This window comes from Parabacteroides goldsteinii (assembly GCF_020091425.1).
Classification (GTDB): Bacteria; Bacteroidota; Bacteroidia; order Bacteroidales; family Tannerellaceae; genus Parabacteroides; species Parabacteroides goldsteinii.
In genome coordinates, this window is sequence record NZ_CP081906.1 from 1,635,406 (window position 1) to 1,652,546 (window position 17,141).

The window sequence follows — 17,141 nt, forward strand, 5'->3', positions numbered from 1 at the left end:
TGTTCTTTGACATGATGGGATAAAATCGAAAAGGATAATGGGGTATTGTCAGCAGAAAATGGCTTTCCATTCTCCGATATTGCGTTTTTCTTTGTCGAAGGAGGCACCGACTTTGACCAGTTGGCGACTGTCGACGGTGTAAGGAATCAGATAGCCTTTTTCGTCGATCTGCCGGAGAGCCTCGTCTACCGAACCGTCCAGTTTGAATTCGAATACATAGATATAATCGGTTGTCTTTACCACTGCATCCGCACGGCCGCGGGCACTACGTACTTCGGCATCTACATATTGTCCCAACAGTTTGAAGACAATGTAGAAGATTACCTGATAATGCCGTTCGGTCTTGCTGTTCAGTTCATAGGGAATACCTTCGAAGAAGGCGTGCAACCGTTCCATAAACGCATCGACGTCGCCGGCACGCAACTCATCCCAGAACTTCCCGATGTAAAACGGAGCGGTCGATTCCGACAAAGGAGTATAATATGGAGTGATGAAATTCAGCCATCCGTATTTTACTTCAGCATTTGGGAAGTCGAGTGTATAGAAATCCTTTGCAGGGTCATAGCCTTTGATCGTCAGATACCCGCTCTGGTAGATGATCGGCACCGGATTATGAAAATCGGCCCGGTAATCGATCAGTGCAGCTGCCGGCACTTCTATACCGTCGAGTTGGCGCAGGTCGTAGTCGGTCTTTTTCAGCATATCTACCAGCATCGTCGGTGTTCCGGTAGCGAACCAGTAGCTGCTGAACCGTTTTTGAACCAATGCATTCAGTACGCTGAACGGGTTATAGATTCCATCCGAAAGGAATTCCGAGAAATGATATCCGTCGTAACGTTTCGTCATTTCGTTTACCGTTTGTTCGTACGTCAGTTTGTTCATGGCAGCAAGAGCGGCCAGTTCGGGTTGGAAATCGCGTTCGATCTCCGCCTTTGTCATACCGCAAATCGTTGCATAATCGGGAGCCATACTGATATCCATCAATTGGTTCAGGTTACTGAAAATCCCTAACTGCGAAAACTTGGTTACTCCGGTGATGAATACAAAACGCAGGTAACGGTCGGCATCTTTCAGGACGGTGTAAAAACCTGTCAGCATTTCGCGGTAAACGTCGTGCAGATCGTCGTTAAACAAGGTGCGCAGCAGGGGCTTATCGTATTCGTCGATCAGGACGACTACTTTCTCTCCTGTTTTCTCGCAGGCTTGTTGGATGATTTGCATGAAACGTGCGGAATACCCAACTTCTTTATCCGTTTCACCATACTTCTTTTCCCATTGAATAAAATGAGCATCAAGCACTTGCTCCAGGCTTCGTTTATTTTCATAGAATTGAGCATTCAGACTCAAATGAAGTACCGGGTAAACTTTCCAATCCTTTTCGAGTTGTTCGATAGCCAGTCCCTTGAACAGGTCTTTCCGTCCGAGGAAATAGGCTTCGAGTGTCGAAAGGAGCAGGCTTTTACCGAAACGGCGCGGGCGGCTTAGGAAATAAGGTTTACCGGTAGTTACCATCCGGTAAACCAAATCTGTTTTATCCACATACAAAAAACCATCTTCTATTAAAGAGGTAAAATCCTGTATCCCTACCGGGAGTTTTCTGATCGGCATTGTTTCCATGTTTCCGTTGTTTTAAGCACGAACACAAAGATAAGATTATTACTTTTCTCTTGAAAGGAAAATAATAATGAATATAGTAATACCTATTTGTTTCAATTTTATTCCATCATGTCAAAGAACGCTTTTTATTGGCGCCACCTCCGCCCACGAAGCGGAACCGAGCCGGGAAACTGTCCCGGGGTGGCTGGTTCGATTGTTTGGTATTGTAACATCTGAATTCTTCTTTAGGGGTATTTGATATCGCAGAAATAAAGGCAAGGGTTTTTGTATCGAGTTGGCGGAACTGTTTGGCCAGTTTTGCTATTTCGGTGACAGATAACCTGCTACGGAGAAGTTGCCAGTCCGAAAATAAACCGTATTCCAGAACACGTTCTACAATATAAGAACGGTGTTTTGTCCAATCCAGTTTACTCCGATCAGTATCCTAAAATAAATGGGGGGAAAACTTCTCAATGAAGTTGCTTACCATATCATCTGACTGTTCCATAAAGAAGTGATTTATTGTTACTATTTTTCACTCGCAAATATAACAAATATATTCTTTTCTCCAATCCCATCATGTCAAAGATCGTTCAGGCCGAAGCCTGCTTATTGTTTGTCGCCCGCTGGCGGCAGATACAGAATAGTGATATGGGCTATTCCAGAAAACCGGTGGCTTTAAGAAGCCGGAGTTTGAGTTTGGGGGGCATATTCTTTGAGGTTATTGTTCTTTAATACAACGAAGCGGATATGCATTACCACGAGAGGTGATGTCCACTACCCATTTATTGGAATAAGAAGTAAACTTATAACAGCCATTTCCGTTGGGATCGGCCGTAGATGTAAAATAGTTAGCGATTGAATTTCTACCACCAAATTGATTATCACAATTCCGATAACCAGCTTGTGGAATTATCAGGTTCAGCCCGTTATCACCCGGTAGCGTTACTCTACCATTAGCGCTTGAGCGACTCCTGTCTGATAGCGCTTTCCATTCACTCTCGGTCGGTACATAATATCCGGCTGGACATGGATTGGAAGAACTTCCGAGTAGCCATGAATAATCATTCTGAGGAGTTTGCCAATCGTACGTACCCCAGTTGCATTTATAAAAGTCGTTGAACTTATCTCCGACACTCCTCGACACAGGTGCACCTGAACTTATATAGTTATAATTGTTAATATCTATTCCATTTTTGCGTCCCCACTGGAAGAAGTATCCGGTGGAGGTAGTGGATGTGTAATCGTTTTGTGTACCTATATAAGTTGCACCTATATTAACCGGTGCCCACCATCTTCCTCCCTGCAATACACTGGAATAATAAGGACTGCCGCCCCCTGCCGGGTACGGATAGATAGAGGCTCCGCGTATTATTTTATACTGTTTGACAACGGTATTGCCATATTTGATCTGCGGGTTTGCCTCATGCCATTGGTAAGCGGCATCGGTTCCGCTTGTGGCGTGCGCTCTAACGGTGAATGTGTACTTGCGCCGATTATTAACGACGGTGGTACTTATAGAGGCAGTTAGCCAGCTGTTTCCTTCGTTTGTGCTGTTGCAATACGTGCCATTGTAGTTGTTGTTGAAGGTCGGTGTGGAAAATCCACTCAAAGTAGCCCCCTTATTCAGAGCAATTTGACCCCTGTTAAATTTTTCCATTCTTCCATCCTGTTCATTCTTGTTTTCTTCGTATTCTTCCTGTCAGTTATGCCGGGTTCTACATTAAATTTCGTTTATAAATATAACGATTCTTTTTTACTTTTACATTTGCGTAGCGACTCTCCGAAGAGCTCTATACGTATAGCCTGATGTACAATTCTGTCCAGAACGGCATCGGCAATCGTCTTTTCTCCAATAACGTCATACCAATCCCTTACCGGGACCTGTGATGTTATGACGGTGGATTTTTTACCATGCCTGTCCTCTATGATATCCATCAGGTTCATCCGCCCTTGGGAATCGAAGGGTTGTATGCCAAAATCATCCAGTATAAGCATATCCAACCTCTCGATTTTCTTGAGTTCTTGCAGGATTGTACCTTTTGCCTTGGCAACCTTAAGCATCCCCATAAGTCTGGATGTGTTGGCGTATAGTACTTTATATCCTTTCTGGCAAGCCTGGAAGCCAAAAGCGGTTGCCAGATAACTTTTTCCTGTTCCGGCACTTCCGGTAATAAACATGTCTTTGCGTTCCCTGACAAACGTAAGGTCAGCCAAACGCTGGGTAAGATTCTTGTCCAGCCCCCTTTCCACTGAGAAGTCTATTTCTTCAATGGTGGCCTTGTATCTGAAGGAGGCCTGACGGATAGCTCTCTCTACCGCGCGGTTTCTGCGGTCATCCCATTCACTTGAGACCAGCCATGAGACGAACTGGTCGGTAGTCATGCTCTCTGTCCGATGTGTTTCCAAACTTGTTTTAAAGGCATAATACATACCTTTAAGATTCATTCCTAACATCTTTTCCAATGTGTCCTGATTCATTTCCATATTGTATCTGGTTGGTTTATTGATAATATTCTTTTCCTCTGATATTCTCATGGGAAGGCATCTCCGTTTCTTGCCCGGCACTGTCTTCCAACGGGAACTCATCCTGCCGGTTGTTAAGGATGCGCTCGATGATGGGATAATTGTACAGACCGTAACTTGTAGCCCAACGGCAGGCATTGGTCAATCGGGTGTTGCCGACCCTGCGTGCGAAGCTAAGAATGCCCTGACACGATTTATAGGCTTGCTCCGGATGCTTTTTCTCTTCCATAACCTGACGGATATATGCCTCCACATCCGGATGAATAGCCGCCGCTTCACGTATAAATTTATCCGGGTTCCATTCCGTGATATAGCGATGGTGTGAAGCCAGGTGCTCTTCCAGGGTCGTGTACCGGCAACGGGCCCTGTTGCGGGTATGGGAAGCAATCAGCTCGTAGCCGTAATAGATGCATACCTCGCGTGAGGTATATAACAAGATGACCTTCTTGCCTATATAGCCGCAAGGCACACTGTAGTAATGGGCGTCTTCCCCCAGGCGGACATGACCGTTTTTCATCACGGTAGCCCTGTAACGCTGTTTGAGTTCAAAACGGATGGGATTGAGCTTGCGTAAAGAATCACGTTCTATCTCCTCGAACTGTTCCCGTCGACTGTATTTACGGTCTGTCAGCGGAGTGTTGTTGTGGAGTTCCAAGGCGACACGGATAGCCGCGTTCAGTGAATCAAGGTCATAAAACTCGCGTTCCTGTATCTTTGGATAGATACTGCGATAGATCAGTTTAACGGCACCCTCGACCAGTGCCTTGTCACGTGGCTTGTAAGCCCTGGCGGGAATTACGGTACAGCCGTAATGTTCGGCAAAGGCTGCAAAGTCCTCATTCAGGATGGCCTCGTATTTACTGCTCTTAGTAACGGCGGACTTGAGATTGTCCGGGATGATGGCGGAGGGAGCCCCCTGGTAGTATAACAAGGCGTTTTCCGAAGCACGGATCAAGTCCTCCTTTTTCTGGCTCATGACCGCTTCCACATAGGTTAACTGGCTGCAGGGAAGGATCGCGACAAAAACCTCCACCGGGATGATTTCGCCCGTCTCAAGGTCGATGATGGAGAGTTTGTCACCGGCGAAGTCTATGAACACTTTATCACCGGCCTTGTGTTCAAGATGCATGATGGGACGGCTGCAGGCTATATGCTGCTGAATCAGAATATAGAAGCGGGTGCGTCCGTAACCATCCGGATGGGAAGAGAGGTACTCACGATGTAAAGCCTCACGGGTAACACCTTTCTTCTGAAGCCGCTTGCAATATTCGGGCAACAACGACTTTAGTTCTTCCATCCGTTCGCTTTCTGTCTTTACTCTGGTCTTTTCGTGGAATAACTCCGAGAGTTCCTGGTCCGATAGAGACAGTACTCCTTCATAATCCAAACCGCTGCGCTGAAATACCTGTAAGTATTTCTTGACCGTATTGCGCGAAACGGTTAACATACTGCTGATACTTTTGGTCCCATAACCCTGAGAGTAACAGCGTAACACTTGACGAATCTTTTCCATTCCTAATTGTCTATTGGGCATAACTGACTTTTATTTGTTTTTAACAAACAAAATAGAATTATAGATCGAGTAAACAAGAATGAAACTCACTTTTTAGGGGATCATTTTAAAGTGAATTTAAGGGGGCACTTTCGAGTGAATTTGGGGGATCACTTTAAAGTGAACGGAGGGGGGCAATGGTGAGTGAATTTTCCACCGTAGCCGGAATATTCCTGTTCCCGCCCTGGGGAATTTTATTCGGTCCGTTTGCCGGAGCGGTGATCGGCGAATTGCTGGGTGGAAAGAAATCAATGGAAGCTTTTAAAGCCGGGATAGGAGCTTTTGTCGGATTCTTGCTAAGTGTTGTCGTAAAGATGGCTCTTTGCGGGTATTTTGTTTATTGTTTTATCAGTGCTTTGATATAAAAAGAGGACGTTGCCACAGTGATACTTTTGCAACGCCCTCGTTAATTCTTTCTTTGTTTTCTTTTTATTCAGCAGGAGTGCCGCCCGAAGAGATCACTTTACTGCGTTCGATAGATTGCAATGCCAGATAATTGTCTCCGAACTTTTCCAGATTCTCGATTTCTGTTTCGAACTGGTCCAGATGACCTTCTTCTTCTACCACCAAACCTTCGAATACTTTCTTTGTGGCTGAGTCTGCGTGTTGTGCACATTCGTTGGCCCATGCGTTGTAGTCGTCTACGCTACCGGTTTCCATTTCTGCGGCTTTTTCAAGCATAGCTTTAACATCGTGGATCTTTTCTACCGGACCGGAACATTTCATTTCCACTTCACCTTTCAGGAACAGGATACGTTCGGCGAGGCGTTCTACATGCATCATTTCTGTTATAGCCGTACGTTTGAAAAGGCTGGACAGAAGGTCGTATCCCATATCGTCCAAACGGAAATGGAAATACATGTACTGGTTAACAGCTGTCATTTCATCGGCTACTGCTTTATTTAGCAGTTCAATACTTTTTTCTCTTTTAATCATAATCGTTGAGTTTTAAATCTTGTTTTATAAGACATCTTTATTCTAATGCTGTAAAGTTAACAGTTTCCATGATACAATGGGGTCGGCTTGTGATAATATTTTTTATCTTTGTCATAGATTCTATCAATTAAAACGAAATCTTATGACAAAAATACAGGAATATCTGGCTGCTCTGCCGGAAGATAAGAAAGCATTGTTTATCCCCGTGTTCGGAAGTGTAGATAAATTTTACACGGTGGTATATCTGATAATTCGCAATGAGCATGTGACGGACCAGGAAAAGCCGGAACGCTACGAAGACCGTTTGCAGGTGATTCGGCAAGTGAAAAATAAAGTGGAAGAACTGGTTTCTTCTTATGGTTTGGACGGAAAAGAGATTGTGGCGGATATCGCCAGTGATTATTTTGAAGATTTTGTCAATTATAAAGAACCGGAACTGGATATAACGAATGAGGAATTTATTGCGATTATCCGGAATTTATAACAAACGGGAATAGTTCGTTTGTCGATACTTATACTTACACGATAATTCTAAACTTGAAATATATGAGAAACCTAAATCTATGTGCCTTATTCCTGTTATTGGGAATGAATTGTTTGAATGCACAGATTACTGTGGTGAAGGACAGCAAGCCTGTTTCCCGTATCCTGGTGGAAAAGGGAGAAGCGGTGGATAATCAGGCGGCTCTTTTATTACAGGATTTTGTGAAACGGATAAGCGGTGCCTCCCTGCCCGTAGTGAATGATAAATCGCCCCGGAAAGGAGATATCGTCATAGGTGGGAACGATGTATCCGGACTGACCGAAGACGGTTTTCGTCTGAAGACAGAGAATGGCATTGTTTTTATCAGCAGTGGTGGTGATAAAGGGAATATCTATGGTGTAGTAACTCTGTTGGAAGATTATCTGGGAGTTGCTTATTATGGAGCAAACGCCTATACGTTAACAGAACGTTCTACTGTCGTTATTCCGGAATTGGACAGGGCGGAGAATCCGGCTTTCCGTTACCGCCAAAGTCAGTGTTACGCTTTGCGTGAAGACCCGGTTTATAAATTATGGTTCCGCTTCGAAGAGCCTTCGGAAGTATTTGCCGGTGGCATGTGGGTACATACATTCGACCGTATCATGCCCTCCGATATATACGGAAAGTCTCATCCGGAATATTATTCCTTTATTAATGGTGAACGCCGTCCCGGAAAAGCCAGCCAATGGTGTCTGACTAATCCGGAAGTATTTGAACTGGCATCGCAGAAGATTGACTCCATATTTAAGGCGAACCCAGGGAAGAATATGATTTCCGTCAGCCAGAACGACGGTAATTTTACTAACTGCGGTTGTCCGGACTGTAAAGCATTGGATGAACAGGAGGGAGGCCCTTCCGGCAGTCTGATTCATTTTCTGAATAAGTTGGCTGCCCGCTTCCCGGACAAAGAGTTTTCCACGCTGGCTTATCTGTATACGATGCATCCGCCTAAGCATGTGAAGCCATTGCCGAATGTGAATATCATGCTGTGCGATATCGATTGCGACCGTGAAGTTCCTTTGACCGACAATGCTTCCGGACAGGATTTCATGAAAGCTATGAAAGGTTGGTCTGCTATCAGTAATAATATATTCGTGTGGGATTACGGGATTAATTTTGATAATTTTGTATCTCCGTTCCCCAATTTCCCGATTCTGCAAAAGAATATCCAATTGTTTAAAGAACATCATGCAACCATGCATTTCTCCCAGATAGGAGGTTCCAAAGGAGGTGATTTCCCGGAGATGCGTGCTTATATGGTTAGTAAGTTGATGTGGAATCCTTACCAGAATGCCGATTCGCTGATGCGTGCTTTCATGGATGGCTATTATGGGGCCGCCTCTCCTTATATTTATCAGTATGAGAAGCTGTTGGAGGGTGGTTTGCTTGCCAGTAAACAGCGTCTTTGGATATACGACTCACCGGTTACACATAAAGACGGTATGCTGAATGCGAATTGCCGCAAGCGCTATAATGAGTTGTTCGATCAGGCGGAACAGGCAGTAGCCGGTGATCCCATCCTGTTGAAACGTGTACGGCTATCCCGTTTGCCGTTACAATATGCCGGACTTGAAATAGCACGCGCCGAAGGAAATCACGATTTGGAAGAAGTCAAAGCCGACCTGGCTTTATTTGAAGAACGTACGCGCGAATTTAATATACCGACCCTGAACGAACGAAGTAATCCTCCGGCTGAATATTGCAAATTATATACCGAACGTTATCTGCCCGGTAAAGCAAAGAACTTGGCAAAAGGTGCGAAAGTGATCTGGATTCAAGAGCCGTCCGGTAAATATAAAACGTTGGGAGAAACCGCCCTGACCGATGAACTGTTCGGTGGAACTACTTTTGTGGAAAGTTGGATCGGATGGGAGGGCATTGACGGTTCGTTTATTCTCGATCTGGGTAAAGAGACACCGGTCAGCTCGATAGAAAGTGATTTCCTTCACCAGTTGGGTGCCTGGATATTGCTTCCGAAGAAAGTGACCTATTCCACGTCGTCGGATAATAAAACCTATCAACCGTTTGGTGAAAAGAGTTTGGCGGAAGACCGTTCCGTACAGGTGAAGTTTGTGGGAGTCAAGTGTGAAGCCCCTTCTCCCGTGACAACCCGTTATATAAAGGTCGAGATTGAAGGAATCAAGACCTGTCCTTCCTGGCATTACGGGGTAGGTTATCCGGCTTGGTTTTTCTTGGATGAAGTAACTGTTCAATAGGAAAAGATGGTCGGAATTGTGTGAAATAACTTTTTTTGTATGTGGTTTGTATAAGTATATGCTGAATAACAACTACTTTTGCAGTTCGCCCGGAAATGAAAGCCGGAAGAAGATAAAAGAGTAGTTGTTTTTCAGGAATATACGGTATATCGATGAGTTATTTTATAAAGTTGAGGAATTGGTTCACTTCCCAGGAACATTTGTTGTTCTTGTTTGCGTTGTTGTTTATCGTTCCTAATTGTGTGTTGTTCTTTACGGAGCCCTTACCTGTCACAGTGGGAATCGCATCTTTGATATTGCCTTATGCCTTTTGGGTAGGTCTGCTTTTGTTGGCACGCAAACCGGGTATTGTCGTCTGGTGCCTGCTACCGAAAGTTATATTGGACGGGGGACAGCTTGTGTTGCTTTATCTTTTTGGCGAATCGGTGATTGCGGTAGATATGTTTCTGAACCTGACCAGTTCGACTGCATCTGAAGCCAGCGAATTACTTGGAAATATATTTCTTGTCATTATAGGTGTCTTCTTCTTTTATACATTGCCAACTCTGCTGCTGGCTGTCTGGTCTGTCCGGATGAAAAAGAAGCTGACAAACTCTTTCCGAAAAAGATGGGCGGTAAGAAGTCTGGGTGTGTTTATACTGGGGATCATTCTTTGCATGCTGGCTCCGATACAAGGCCATATGGTTTCACTGAAAAATGATTTTTATCCGGGAAATGCGCTTTACAACCTTTATTTTGCAATCAATAAAGCGGAAAAAAACAGTAATTATCATATTACATCATCCGATTTTACCTTCCATGCGACAAAGAACGTGCAGACGGAAGGAAAACGTGAAATTTATGTATTGGTGGTGGGAGAGACGTCTCGTGCGATGGAATGGAGTTTGTATGGCTATGAACGTAAAACGACTCCCCGGATGGAGAAACTGGATGGGTTGGTTCATTTTACCGATGTGGTTACCCAATCCAATAATACTCATAAGAGTGTGCCTATCATTCTGTCTGCCGCCAGTGCCGAAGATTATGGGGTGATTTATGATGAGAAAAGTATTGTGACTGCTTTTAAGGAAGCCGGTTTTCATACGGTTGTAATTGCGAACCAGAATCTGAGCACGTCGATGATCGGTTCGTTTTACCGGGAAGCGGATACATTTATAGATATGAGCCAGTTTAAACCGAAGTCTGCTTATCTGACATCTTTGCATGACGGTGAATTGCTCCCTTATTTGCAGAAAGAAGTGGATAAGACGGATGGTAATTTGTTTTTTGTGATTCATACTTATGGTTCGCATTTTAACTATCATGAACGTTATCCGAAAGATTTTGCATTTTATACCCCGGATAAAGCGGAAGGAATCCGTGCCTCTTATAAGAAGCAACTGCGTAATTCTTATGATAATTCGATACATTATACCGATTATGTGCTAGGTGAGATTACGGATATGATGAAAAAAACGGACGCTTGCGTGTCGATGCTTTATCTGAGCGATCACGGGGAAGATATTTTTGACGATGCCCGTGCCCGTTATTTGCATGCGTCTCCAATACCGACCTATTATCAGTTACATATACCTTATATTATTTGGTTCTCGGATGCTTACCGGGCTACTTATCCGGAGAAATACCAGACGACAATGGCTCATCAGGCTCTACCGGTCAGCACGAATAGTGTGTTCCATACCGTATTGGACCTGGCAGGAATACATACGGCAGTTTCCGATTCTACCCTGGCTGTTTCCAATCCGGCTTTTACGGTGCGCGACCGCATGTACCTCGGAGATCATGACGAACCGGTTCCTTTCTGGAAAGTCGGATTGAAGAATGCCGACTTCGAGATGTTGGACAAATGGGGAATTGTTTACGACAAAGATTGATATTTTGATAGAAACTTCTACCTTTGTTTTATGGCAGAACAAAGTGGACACATCACTCTTAAGGTTATTTTAGGTTATCTGTTGTTGGTTGCAATAGCAGTATGTTCTGTCGTATATATTTATCAAATCATCGAACAGGTTGCCGGTGAGGAAGAACCGGACAGTAAAGCCCGTCAGAAAGTTTATCTCGTAACCAATACATTGTCTTTGCTTTATGAAAGCGAGGCGTTGGGGCAATTGGTCGGTATGCCACAGAATAATGTGAATCATTTTAACCGGACGCTGAATAAGGCTCACAGCAATATGGACTCCCTGCGTGTCCTGATAACCGACTCCGTTCAGTTGCTAAAGATCGATACGATAGATATGCTTTTGAGGCAGAAACGACTGAATACCCGCCGTCTGCTTGAAACCTGGAAAGAAACGAATACGGAGCATCTTTATACGATTAATATCGAAAAGGTGATTGCCGAACAAGATACGTTTATCGAACAGAAGGAAATAAAAGAACATGTTGTAGTCAAGCAGGATACGATTCTTTCTCAAAAGAAACCCCGCGGCTTTTTCCGTCGTTTGGCAGATGCTTTCTCACCCAGCCGTGAAGACACGAGCATCATTGTCAATACGACCCGCCAGATAGTGACAGACACTTTGGTGAATGTATTCAATCCGGCGGATACCATCGCCAGTGTGTTGAAAAACTTGCAGGACAGTGTTGCAGGGCAGCGTAAATTGCTGGCTGACCAGTTGCTGGAACGTGCTGCCAATCTGCGTTATAATAATAGTATAGTTACCCGTAAGATTAACCAGATTTTGCGTGATATCGAGAAGGAGGAAGTGAATGCTTCGCTGGAACGTATGCAGAACAAACAGAAGATTCTGCGTGAGACTTCCTTGCTGATTGCCGGCATTGCTATTGTTTCTGTTGTTATCGTGATTATTTTTATCTTCATGATCACCCGTGATATTTCGAAAAGTAAATATTACAGAATGCAGTTGGAAAAGGCGAAACAATATGCCGAAGACCTGTTGCATAGCCGTGAGAAGATGATGCTGACAATCAGTCATGACATCAGGGCTCCGCTTTCGTCGATCATCGGGTATATAGACCTTTTGCTGCGGAGGCATCCGGATGAAAGGCAACAATATTACCTGGATAATATGTCTGGTTCGGCCAGCCATATCTTGTCTTTGGTCAATGACTTGTTGGATTTTCACCGTCTTGAATCCGGAAAAATGGAGATACAGCGGGTGGCTTTCAGTGTATCGGCTCTATTCAATGAGATATTTACCAGTTTCAGACCGATAGCCGAATCGAAAGATCTGACTTTTGTCTTGAATCTGAAAGAAGAAGGAACGGAAAAGTTATATATCGGTGATCCGATTCGTATTCGTCAGATAGTGGGGAATTTATTGTCGAATGCCCTTAAATTTACCCGTGAAGGACGGGTTGTCATGGTGGTGTCTATCAATGCTCTGGCAGACAACAGTGCACTGCTGAATGTGTTGGTGAGCGATTCCGGTCCGGGTATTCCGCCGGAAGAACAGGAACGTATATTCGGTGAATTTACCCGTCTTTCCGCAACTGAAAAGGCGGAAGGGTTTGGGTTGGGCCTATCCATAACCCGGAAGATGACGGTTTTGATGGGAGGAAACCTCTCTTTAAAGAGTGTCGTGGGGCAAGGTTGTGATTTCACAATAGAACTGCCGCTTACAGTAGCCGATGTGCAGGTGCTTCCCGTGGCGGAAGAGGAAGCCGTGTCTGAACCGGAGTTACCATCTTTTGTTGGTCGCGATGTATACTGTCTCTTGGTCGATGACGATCCGCTGCAACTCGCTCTTACGGAAGAATATTTGCGACAGAACCATGTGGAGGTGAGTAGCTGTACTGATCCCTTCTCTGTTGTTGCTTTGTTGCAGAAGACCTCTTTCGATGCTGTCATTACGGATATACAGATGCCGGGAATGGATGGTTATCAATTACTGGAAAGCATACGTAATTCCGGTATTCCAGGAACAGAGAATCTTCCGGTTATAGCCCTTTCTGCTAGCGTGGAGAACGAGCATGACCATTATCTGGAATCCGGCTTCACAGGATTTTTGAATAAGCCTTTTACGGCCCGGCAGTTGATTACTCTGTTGAATAAACTTTTATCAACAGAACTGCTTGTTACCTCTTATTTCAACTTTGATTCGTTGACAGCCTTTGCCGGTGAGGACAAGGAAGCCTCCGCATCCATCCTGAAAACATTTGTGGAAGAGACAACCAAAAGCAATGTCTTACTCGAAGGTGCATTGCAGGATGACGACCGGGAACAATCTGCAAAGATATCTCATAAAATGGTGCCGTTGTTTACCATGCTCGGCGCTACCTCATTGGTGGAGAAACTGAGAGTTATCGAAAAGAATGCCACCACTTTACCTGTGGAGGAATGGAAATCGCTGCTTTCGGAAGTAATCGCAGAAGTGAAAAAAATCATTGAACAGGCAATGACCGTTTCTAAGTAAACGGTTGTGGGATAATTCTGTGGAATATCTTTGTGGAATTTTTCCCCAGTTGGGTATCTGTTTTCCCCGTTTTTTGTCTTTATCTCTCCGTTGTCTAAAACATTTTATCTTTCTTTTCTGTTAAGTAGTAAGAGTTTATGATACATACGAAGACCTTTTGCAGATTCTGGCACGGTATTCGCTTTCATATTTACAGAATCGTAAGTGGACGTTTCTACATTTAAACCGTTTAAAACAAAGAAAGATTATTTCTGAGTATTCTATTTAAGTCTGCGAAACAAAAAAGGCATCTGTTGGGGATGCTTTTTTTGTTTGGTGTAAGTTTGTTTGTTAACTTTGCGTCCATTATTAAAAAAGACCAATAGTTATACCATGAAGCACGAAATGCCACTCAAGTCGGCACGCATTGAAGTTGTCGACGCCCTAAGAGGTTTTGCCGTTATGGCGATTATGTTTTTGCATAATATCGAACATTTTAATTTCTATGAGTTTCCCGAAGCGACTACCGAGTTTATGAAGTCGTTGAACGGAGGTGTTTGGGATACGTTGTTTTTTCTCTTTGGCGGGAAAGCGTATGCTATCTTCTCCCTGCTGTTCGGATTTAGTTTCTTCATACAATATAATAACCAGGCTAAAAAAGGGAAAGACTTCCGTCTGCGTTTCCTGTGGCGGTTATTCCTGTTGTTCCTGATCGGATGTTTTAATGGTGCATTCTTCCCCGGTGATATCCTGGTGTTGTATGCGATAGTAGGTGTCATCCTGCCCCTGGTTTGCAAATGGAGCGATAAAGCTGTGTTGATAACGGCTGTTATCCTGATGCTTCAGCCTGTAGAATGGGCAAAGTTCCTTTATGCGATGAACAATCCCGACTATGTGGCTGCTCCGGGACAATGGCTGGTGCATCATAGAAATATGTATCCCTTCCTGGGACAGACGGACTTCTGGGCGATGGTGAAGTCGAACCTGTGGGACGGACAGCTTTTCAGCCTGTTGTGGGGTTGGGGACATGGCCGTTTCTTCCAGACTGCTTCCCTGTTCCTGATCGGTATATTGATAGGACGCCGGCAATTCTTTGTCGATCTGTCCGGTCACCGGAAGTTCTGGCTTCGTACGCTCCTGATCAGTGCTGTTTGCTTTATTCCTCTGTATTATTTTACAGAGGCTTTGCCCGGTCTGTTTACAAATAAGAGTATGTTATCTCCGCTCAATACGATTTTCTCCTCTTTCCGTAATTTCGTATTCATGTGTGTACTGGTGGCTGTCTTTGTTTTTCTTTGGCAACAGGTTTCGGGACACAAAGTGTTGCATGGACTGGTACCCTATGGAAAAATGAGTCTGACTAACTATCTGAGCCAGTCTATTATAGGTTCATTTATCTATTTCGGTTATGGTTTGTCGCTGTATAGCGAATTAGGAGTTGCCGCCAGTTTCGGGGTGGGTATCGTGCTGTTTATCCTTCAGCTGGGCTTCTGCCATTGGTGGTTAAAGAATCATAAACAGGGACCGTTCGAAGGAGCCTGGCGTAAAGCGACCTGGATTTGTTCCTGATTTATTCCTAAAATATATATCTTTGCGTAAGGATTTAATATAATTAAGTATGCTATCAGTTCTTATTGTTGAAGATGATATAACTTTTTCTTTAATGCTCACAACCTGGTTGGGAAAGAAAGGTTTTGAGGTAAAAGCACTTAGCTCGGTTTCGGATGCAAAACGCCAGATTGAGAGTGTCAGCTACGACCTGATCTTGTCGGATTTACGTTTACCGGACGGTGACGGGATCGACTTGTTGAAGTGGGTAAAGGAAAAATATGCCTCTTTGCCTTTGATCATGATGACTAGTTATGCGGAGATACAGACTGCTGTGCAGGCCATCAAGCTGGGAGCATCCGATTATATTGCCAAACCCCTGAATCCGGAAGAGTTGCTGAGTAAGATCCGTGAGGTGGTGAAAACGCCTGCGGTAGAACATACGTCGGCAAAGAAATCGCCGGAAGGGAATACTTATATTGAAGGGCAAAGTCCTGCCGCCCGTCAGTTGTTCGACCACGTCCGCTTGGTTGCCCCGACGGATATGTCGGTACTGATTACCGGGGCGAGCGGGACGGGGAAGGAATATATAGCCCGCCGTATCCATGAGCAGAGTAACCGCAGTAAGGCTCCGTTTATTGCAGTCGACTGTGGGGCGATTCCAAAGGACTTGGCTGCTTCCGAGTTTTTCGGCCATGTGAAAGGTTCGTTTACCGGGGCGATAGATAATAAGACCGGTGCTTTTGTGGCAGCTCACGGAGGAACGATCTTTCTGGATGAGATCGGGAACCTGACCTACGAAGTGCAGGTACAACTTCTTCGTGCCTTGCAGGAACGTAAAGTGAAGCCGATCGGTACAAATGAAGAGATCGCTATCAATGTCCGGTTGATCTCTGCCACAAACGAGAATCTGCGGACTGCCATCGATAAAGGTGATTTCCGTGAGGATCTTTATCACCGTATCAATGAGTTTACTGTCCGTATCCCGGATTTGAAAGAGCGGAAGGAAGACTTGTTGCTTTTCGCCAATAATTTCCTCGACCAGGCGAATGCCGAGCTCCAGAAAGATATTATCGGTTTTGATAGCGAGACGATCCGTCTTTTCCAGTCTTATTCATGGCCGGGTAACCTGCGTCAGATGAAGAATGTCATCAAATATGCCACCCTGTTGGCTACCGGCCGATACATCACCCGTCGTGAACTCCCTGAAGAGCTGACGGAAGCCCCGGAAAAAGACACCCGCATCCTCCTGAAAGACGAAACCCATGAATGCGAACTTATCAAACGCGCTCTCCAGGAATCCAATAACAACAAGACGCGTGCCGCCCAACTATTGGGAATCGACCGGAAAACGCTTTATAATAAACTGAAGCTTTATAATTTGGATTAGTTATACATTAATATATACCCATTCAAATAGGTTGCAAACAACAACCATATTACGTAAGGTATGAAAAGTATTGAGCTGGTTTTGTTTACCTGATAACTCTTCAATGTGTAATTGATAACGAAGATGTCGAGCAACAGGATATTGATAAATCCGATAAGCGGGTTCTGGATATAAAAGAAGCTGATGCTCCAGGTGAAATTGAAAAACAACTGGAAGACGAATGCTTTGATGAAAAACCGTCTTCGCTCTATGGTGGAGTTGATTAGTAGTCCGATGGATAAACCCATACATACATAAATAATACTCCACGCAATCGGGAAAACAATATTGGGCGGAGTTACCACTGGTTTGATAAGGGTTGGATACCAGTTTTTTATTGCGTCAGCTTGAAAGTAACTGGCGGAAAGCCCTACAAGGAAACAAACCAGGATAGGGATAATAATATTCAATGCTTTTCTCATGATTTTTCGTTTTTCTTATTGAATAACAATAG

Annotated in this window: 13 protein-coding genes and 1 pseudogene; 7 read left to right on the forward strand and 7 right to left on the reverse strand. The window is 44.3% G+C overall.

Annotated features, from left to right (window positions below):
- Positions 1-48 precede the first annotated feature (48 nt).
- From K6V26_RS07665 to istA, 5 genes are all read right to left on the reverse strand, one after another.
- Positions 49-1,617, reverse strand: a complete 1,569-nt coding sequence (locus K6V26_RS07665; protein ID WP_195586923.1) for an ATP-binding protein — start codon at positions 1,615-1,617, stop codon at positions 49-51.
- 106 nt (positions 1,618-1,723) lie between these two features.
- Positions 1,724-2,023, reverse strand: a complete 300-nt coding sequence (locus K6V26_RS28715; RefSeq protein WP_394373147.1) for a DUF6922 domain-containing protein — start codon at positions 2,021-2,023, stop codon at positions 1,724-1,726.
- Positions 2,024-2,317: 294 nt separating this feature from the next.
- Positions 2,318-3,256, reverse strand: coding sequence for a fibrobacter succinogenes major paralogous domain-containing protein (locus tag K6V26_RS07670; protein WP_195438823.1), 939 nt, complete (start codon positions 3,254-3,256; stop codon positions 2,318-2,320).
- A 74-nt stretch (positions 3,257-3,330) separates the two neighbouring features.
- Positions 3,331-4,083, reverse strand: a complete 753-nt coding sequence (gene istB / locus K6V26_RS07675; RefSeq protein WP_009038478.1) for an IS21-like element helper ATPase IstB — start codon at positions 4,081-4,083, stop codon at positions 3,331-3,333.
- A gap of 16 nt (positions 4,084-4,099) precedes the next feature.
- A complete protein-coding gene (istA, locus tag K6V26_RS07680) occupies positions 4,100-5,635 on the reverse strand; it encodes an IS21 family transposase (protein ID WP_044214480.1) in 1,536 nt (511 codons plus the stop codon).
- Positions 5,636-5,829: 194 nt separating this feature from the next.
- Here istA and K6V26_RS07685 point away from each other — a divergent pair.
- Positions 5,830-6,039, forward strand: a pseudogene (locus K6V26_RS07685) (DUF456 family protein); the annotation flags it as partial.
- Between the two features lie 64 nt (positions 6,040-6,103).
- On the opposite strand, the gene K6V26_RS07690 reads toward K6V26_RS07685, so the two are convergent.
- Positions 6,104-6,610 (reverse strand): bacterioferritin, encoded by a 507-nt coding sequence (locus K6V26_RS07690; RefSeq protein ID WP_007659302.1) that lies wholly within the window; start codon positions 6,608-6,610, stop codon positions 6,104-6,106.
- Positions 6,611-6,752: 142 nt separating this feature from the next.
- Between K6V26_RS07690 and K6V26_RS07695 the strand changes: the two genes are divergently transcribed.
- The 6 genes from K6V26_RS07695 to K6V26_RS07720 all read left to right on the forward strand — a co-directional run bounded on the left by K6V26_RS07695 (position 6,753) and on the right by K6V26_RS07720 (position 16,648).
- The gene (locus K6V26_RS07695; RefSeq protein WP_007659304.1) at positions 6,753-7,094 is read left to right on the forward strand and encodes a hypothetical protein; all 342 of its coding nucleotides are present in this window, start codon (positions 6,753-6,755) and stop codon (positions 7,092-7,094) included.
- A 62-nt stretch (positions 7,095-7,156) separates the two neighbouring features.
- Positions 7,157-9,349 carry a DUF4838 domain-containing protein gene (locus K6V26_RS07700; RefSeq protein ID WP_224264995.1) on the forward strand — a complete coding sequence of 731 codons (2,193 nt, stop codon included), beginning with the start codon at positions 7,157-7,159 and terminating at the stop codon, positions 9,347-9,349.
- A gap of 152 nt (positions 9,350-9,501) precedes the next feature.
- Positions 9,502-11,223, forward strand: a complete 1,722-nt coding sequence (locus K6V26_RS07705; RefSeq protein WP_224264996.1) for a phosphoethanolamine transferase — start codon at positions 9,502-9,504, stop codon at positions 11,221-11,223.
- A 30-nt stretch (positions 11,224-11,253) separates the two neighbouring features.
- Positions 11,254-13,731, forward strand: coding sequence for an ATP-binding response regulator (locus K6V26_RS07710; protein WP_224264997.1), 2,478 nt, complete (start codon positions 11,254-11,256; stop codon positions 13,729-13,731).
- Between the two features lie 372 nt (positions 13,732-14,103).
- Positions 14,104-15,279 (forward strand): DUF418 domain-containing protein, encoded by a 1,176-nt coding sequence (locus K6V26_RS07715; protein ID WP_224264998.1) that lies wholly within the window; start codon positions 14,104-14,106, stop codon positions 15,277-15,279.
- 49 nt (positions 15,280-15,328) lie between these two features.
- Complete coding sequence (locus K6V26_RS07720) at positions 15,329-16,648, forward strand: sigma-54-dependent transcriptional regulator (protein ID WP_046146931.1); 1,320 nt, start codon at positions 15,329-15,331, stop codon at positions 16,646-16,648.
- Here K6V26_RS07720 and K6V26_RS07725 read toward each other — a convergent pair.
- A complete protein-coding gene (locus K6V26_RS07725; RefSeq protein WP_046146932.1) occupies positions 16,645-17,109 on the reverse strand; it encodes a TspO/MBR family protein in 465 nt (154 codons plus the stop codon). The genes K6V26_RS07720 and K6V26_RS07725 overlap by 4 nt on opposite strands.
- Positions 17,110-17,141 lie beyond the last annotated feature (32 nt).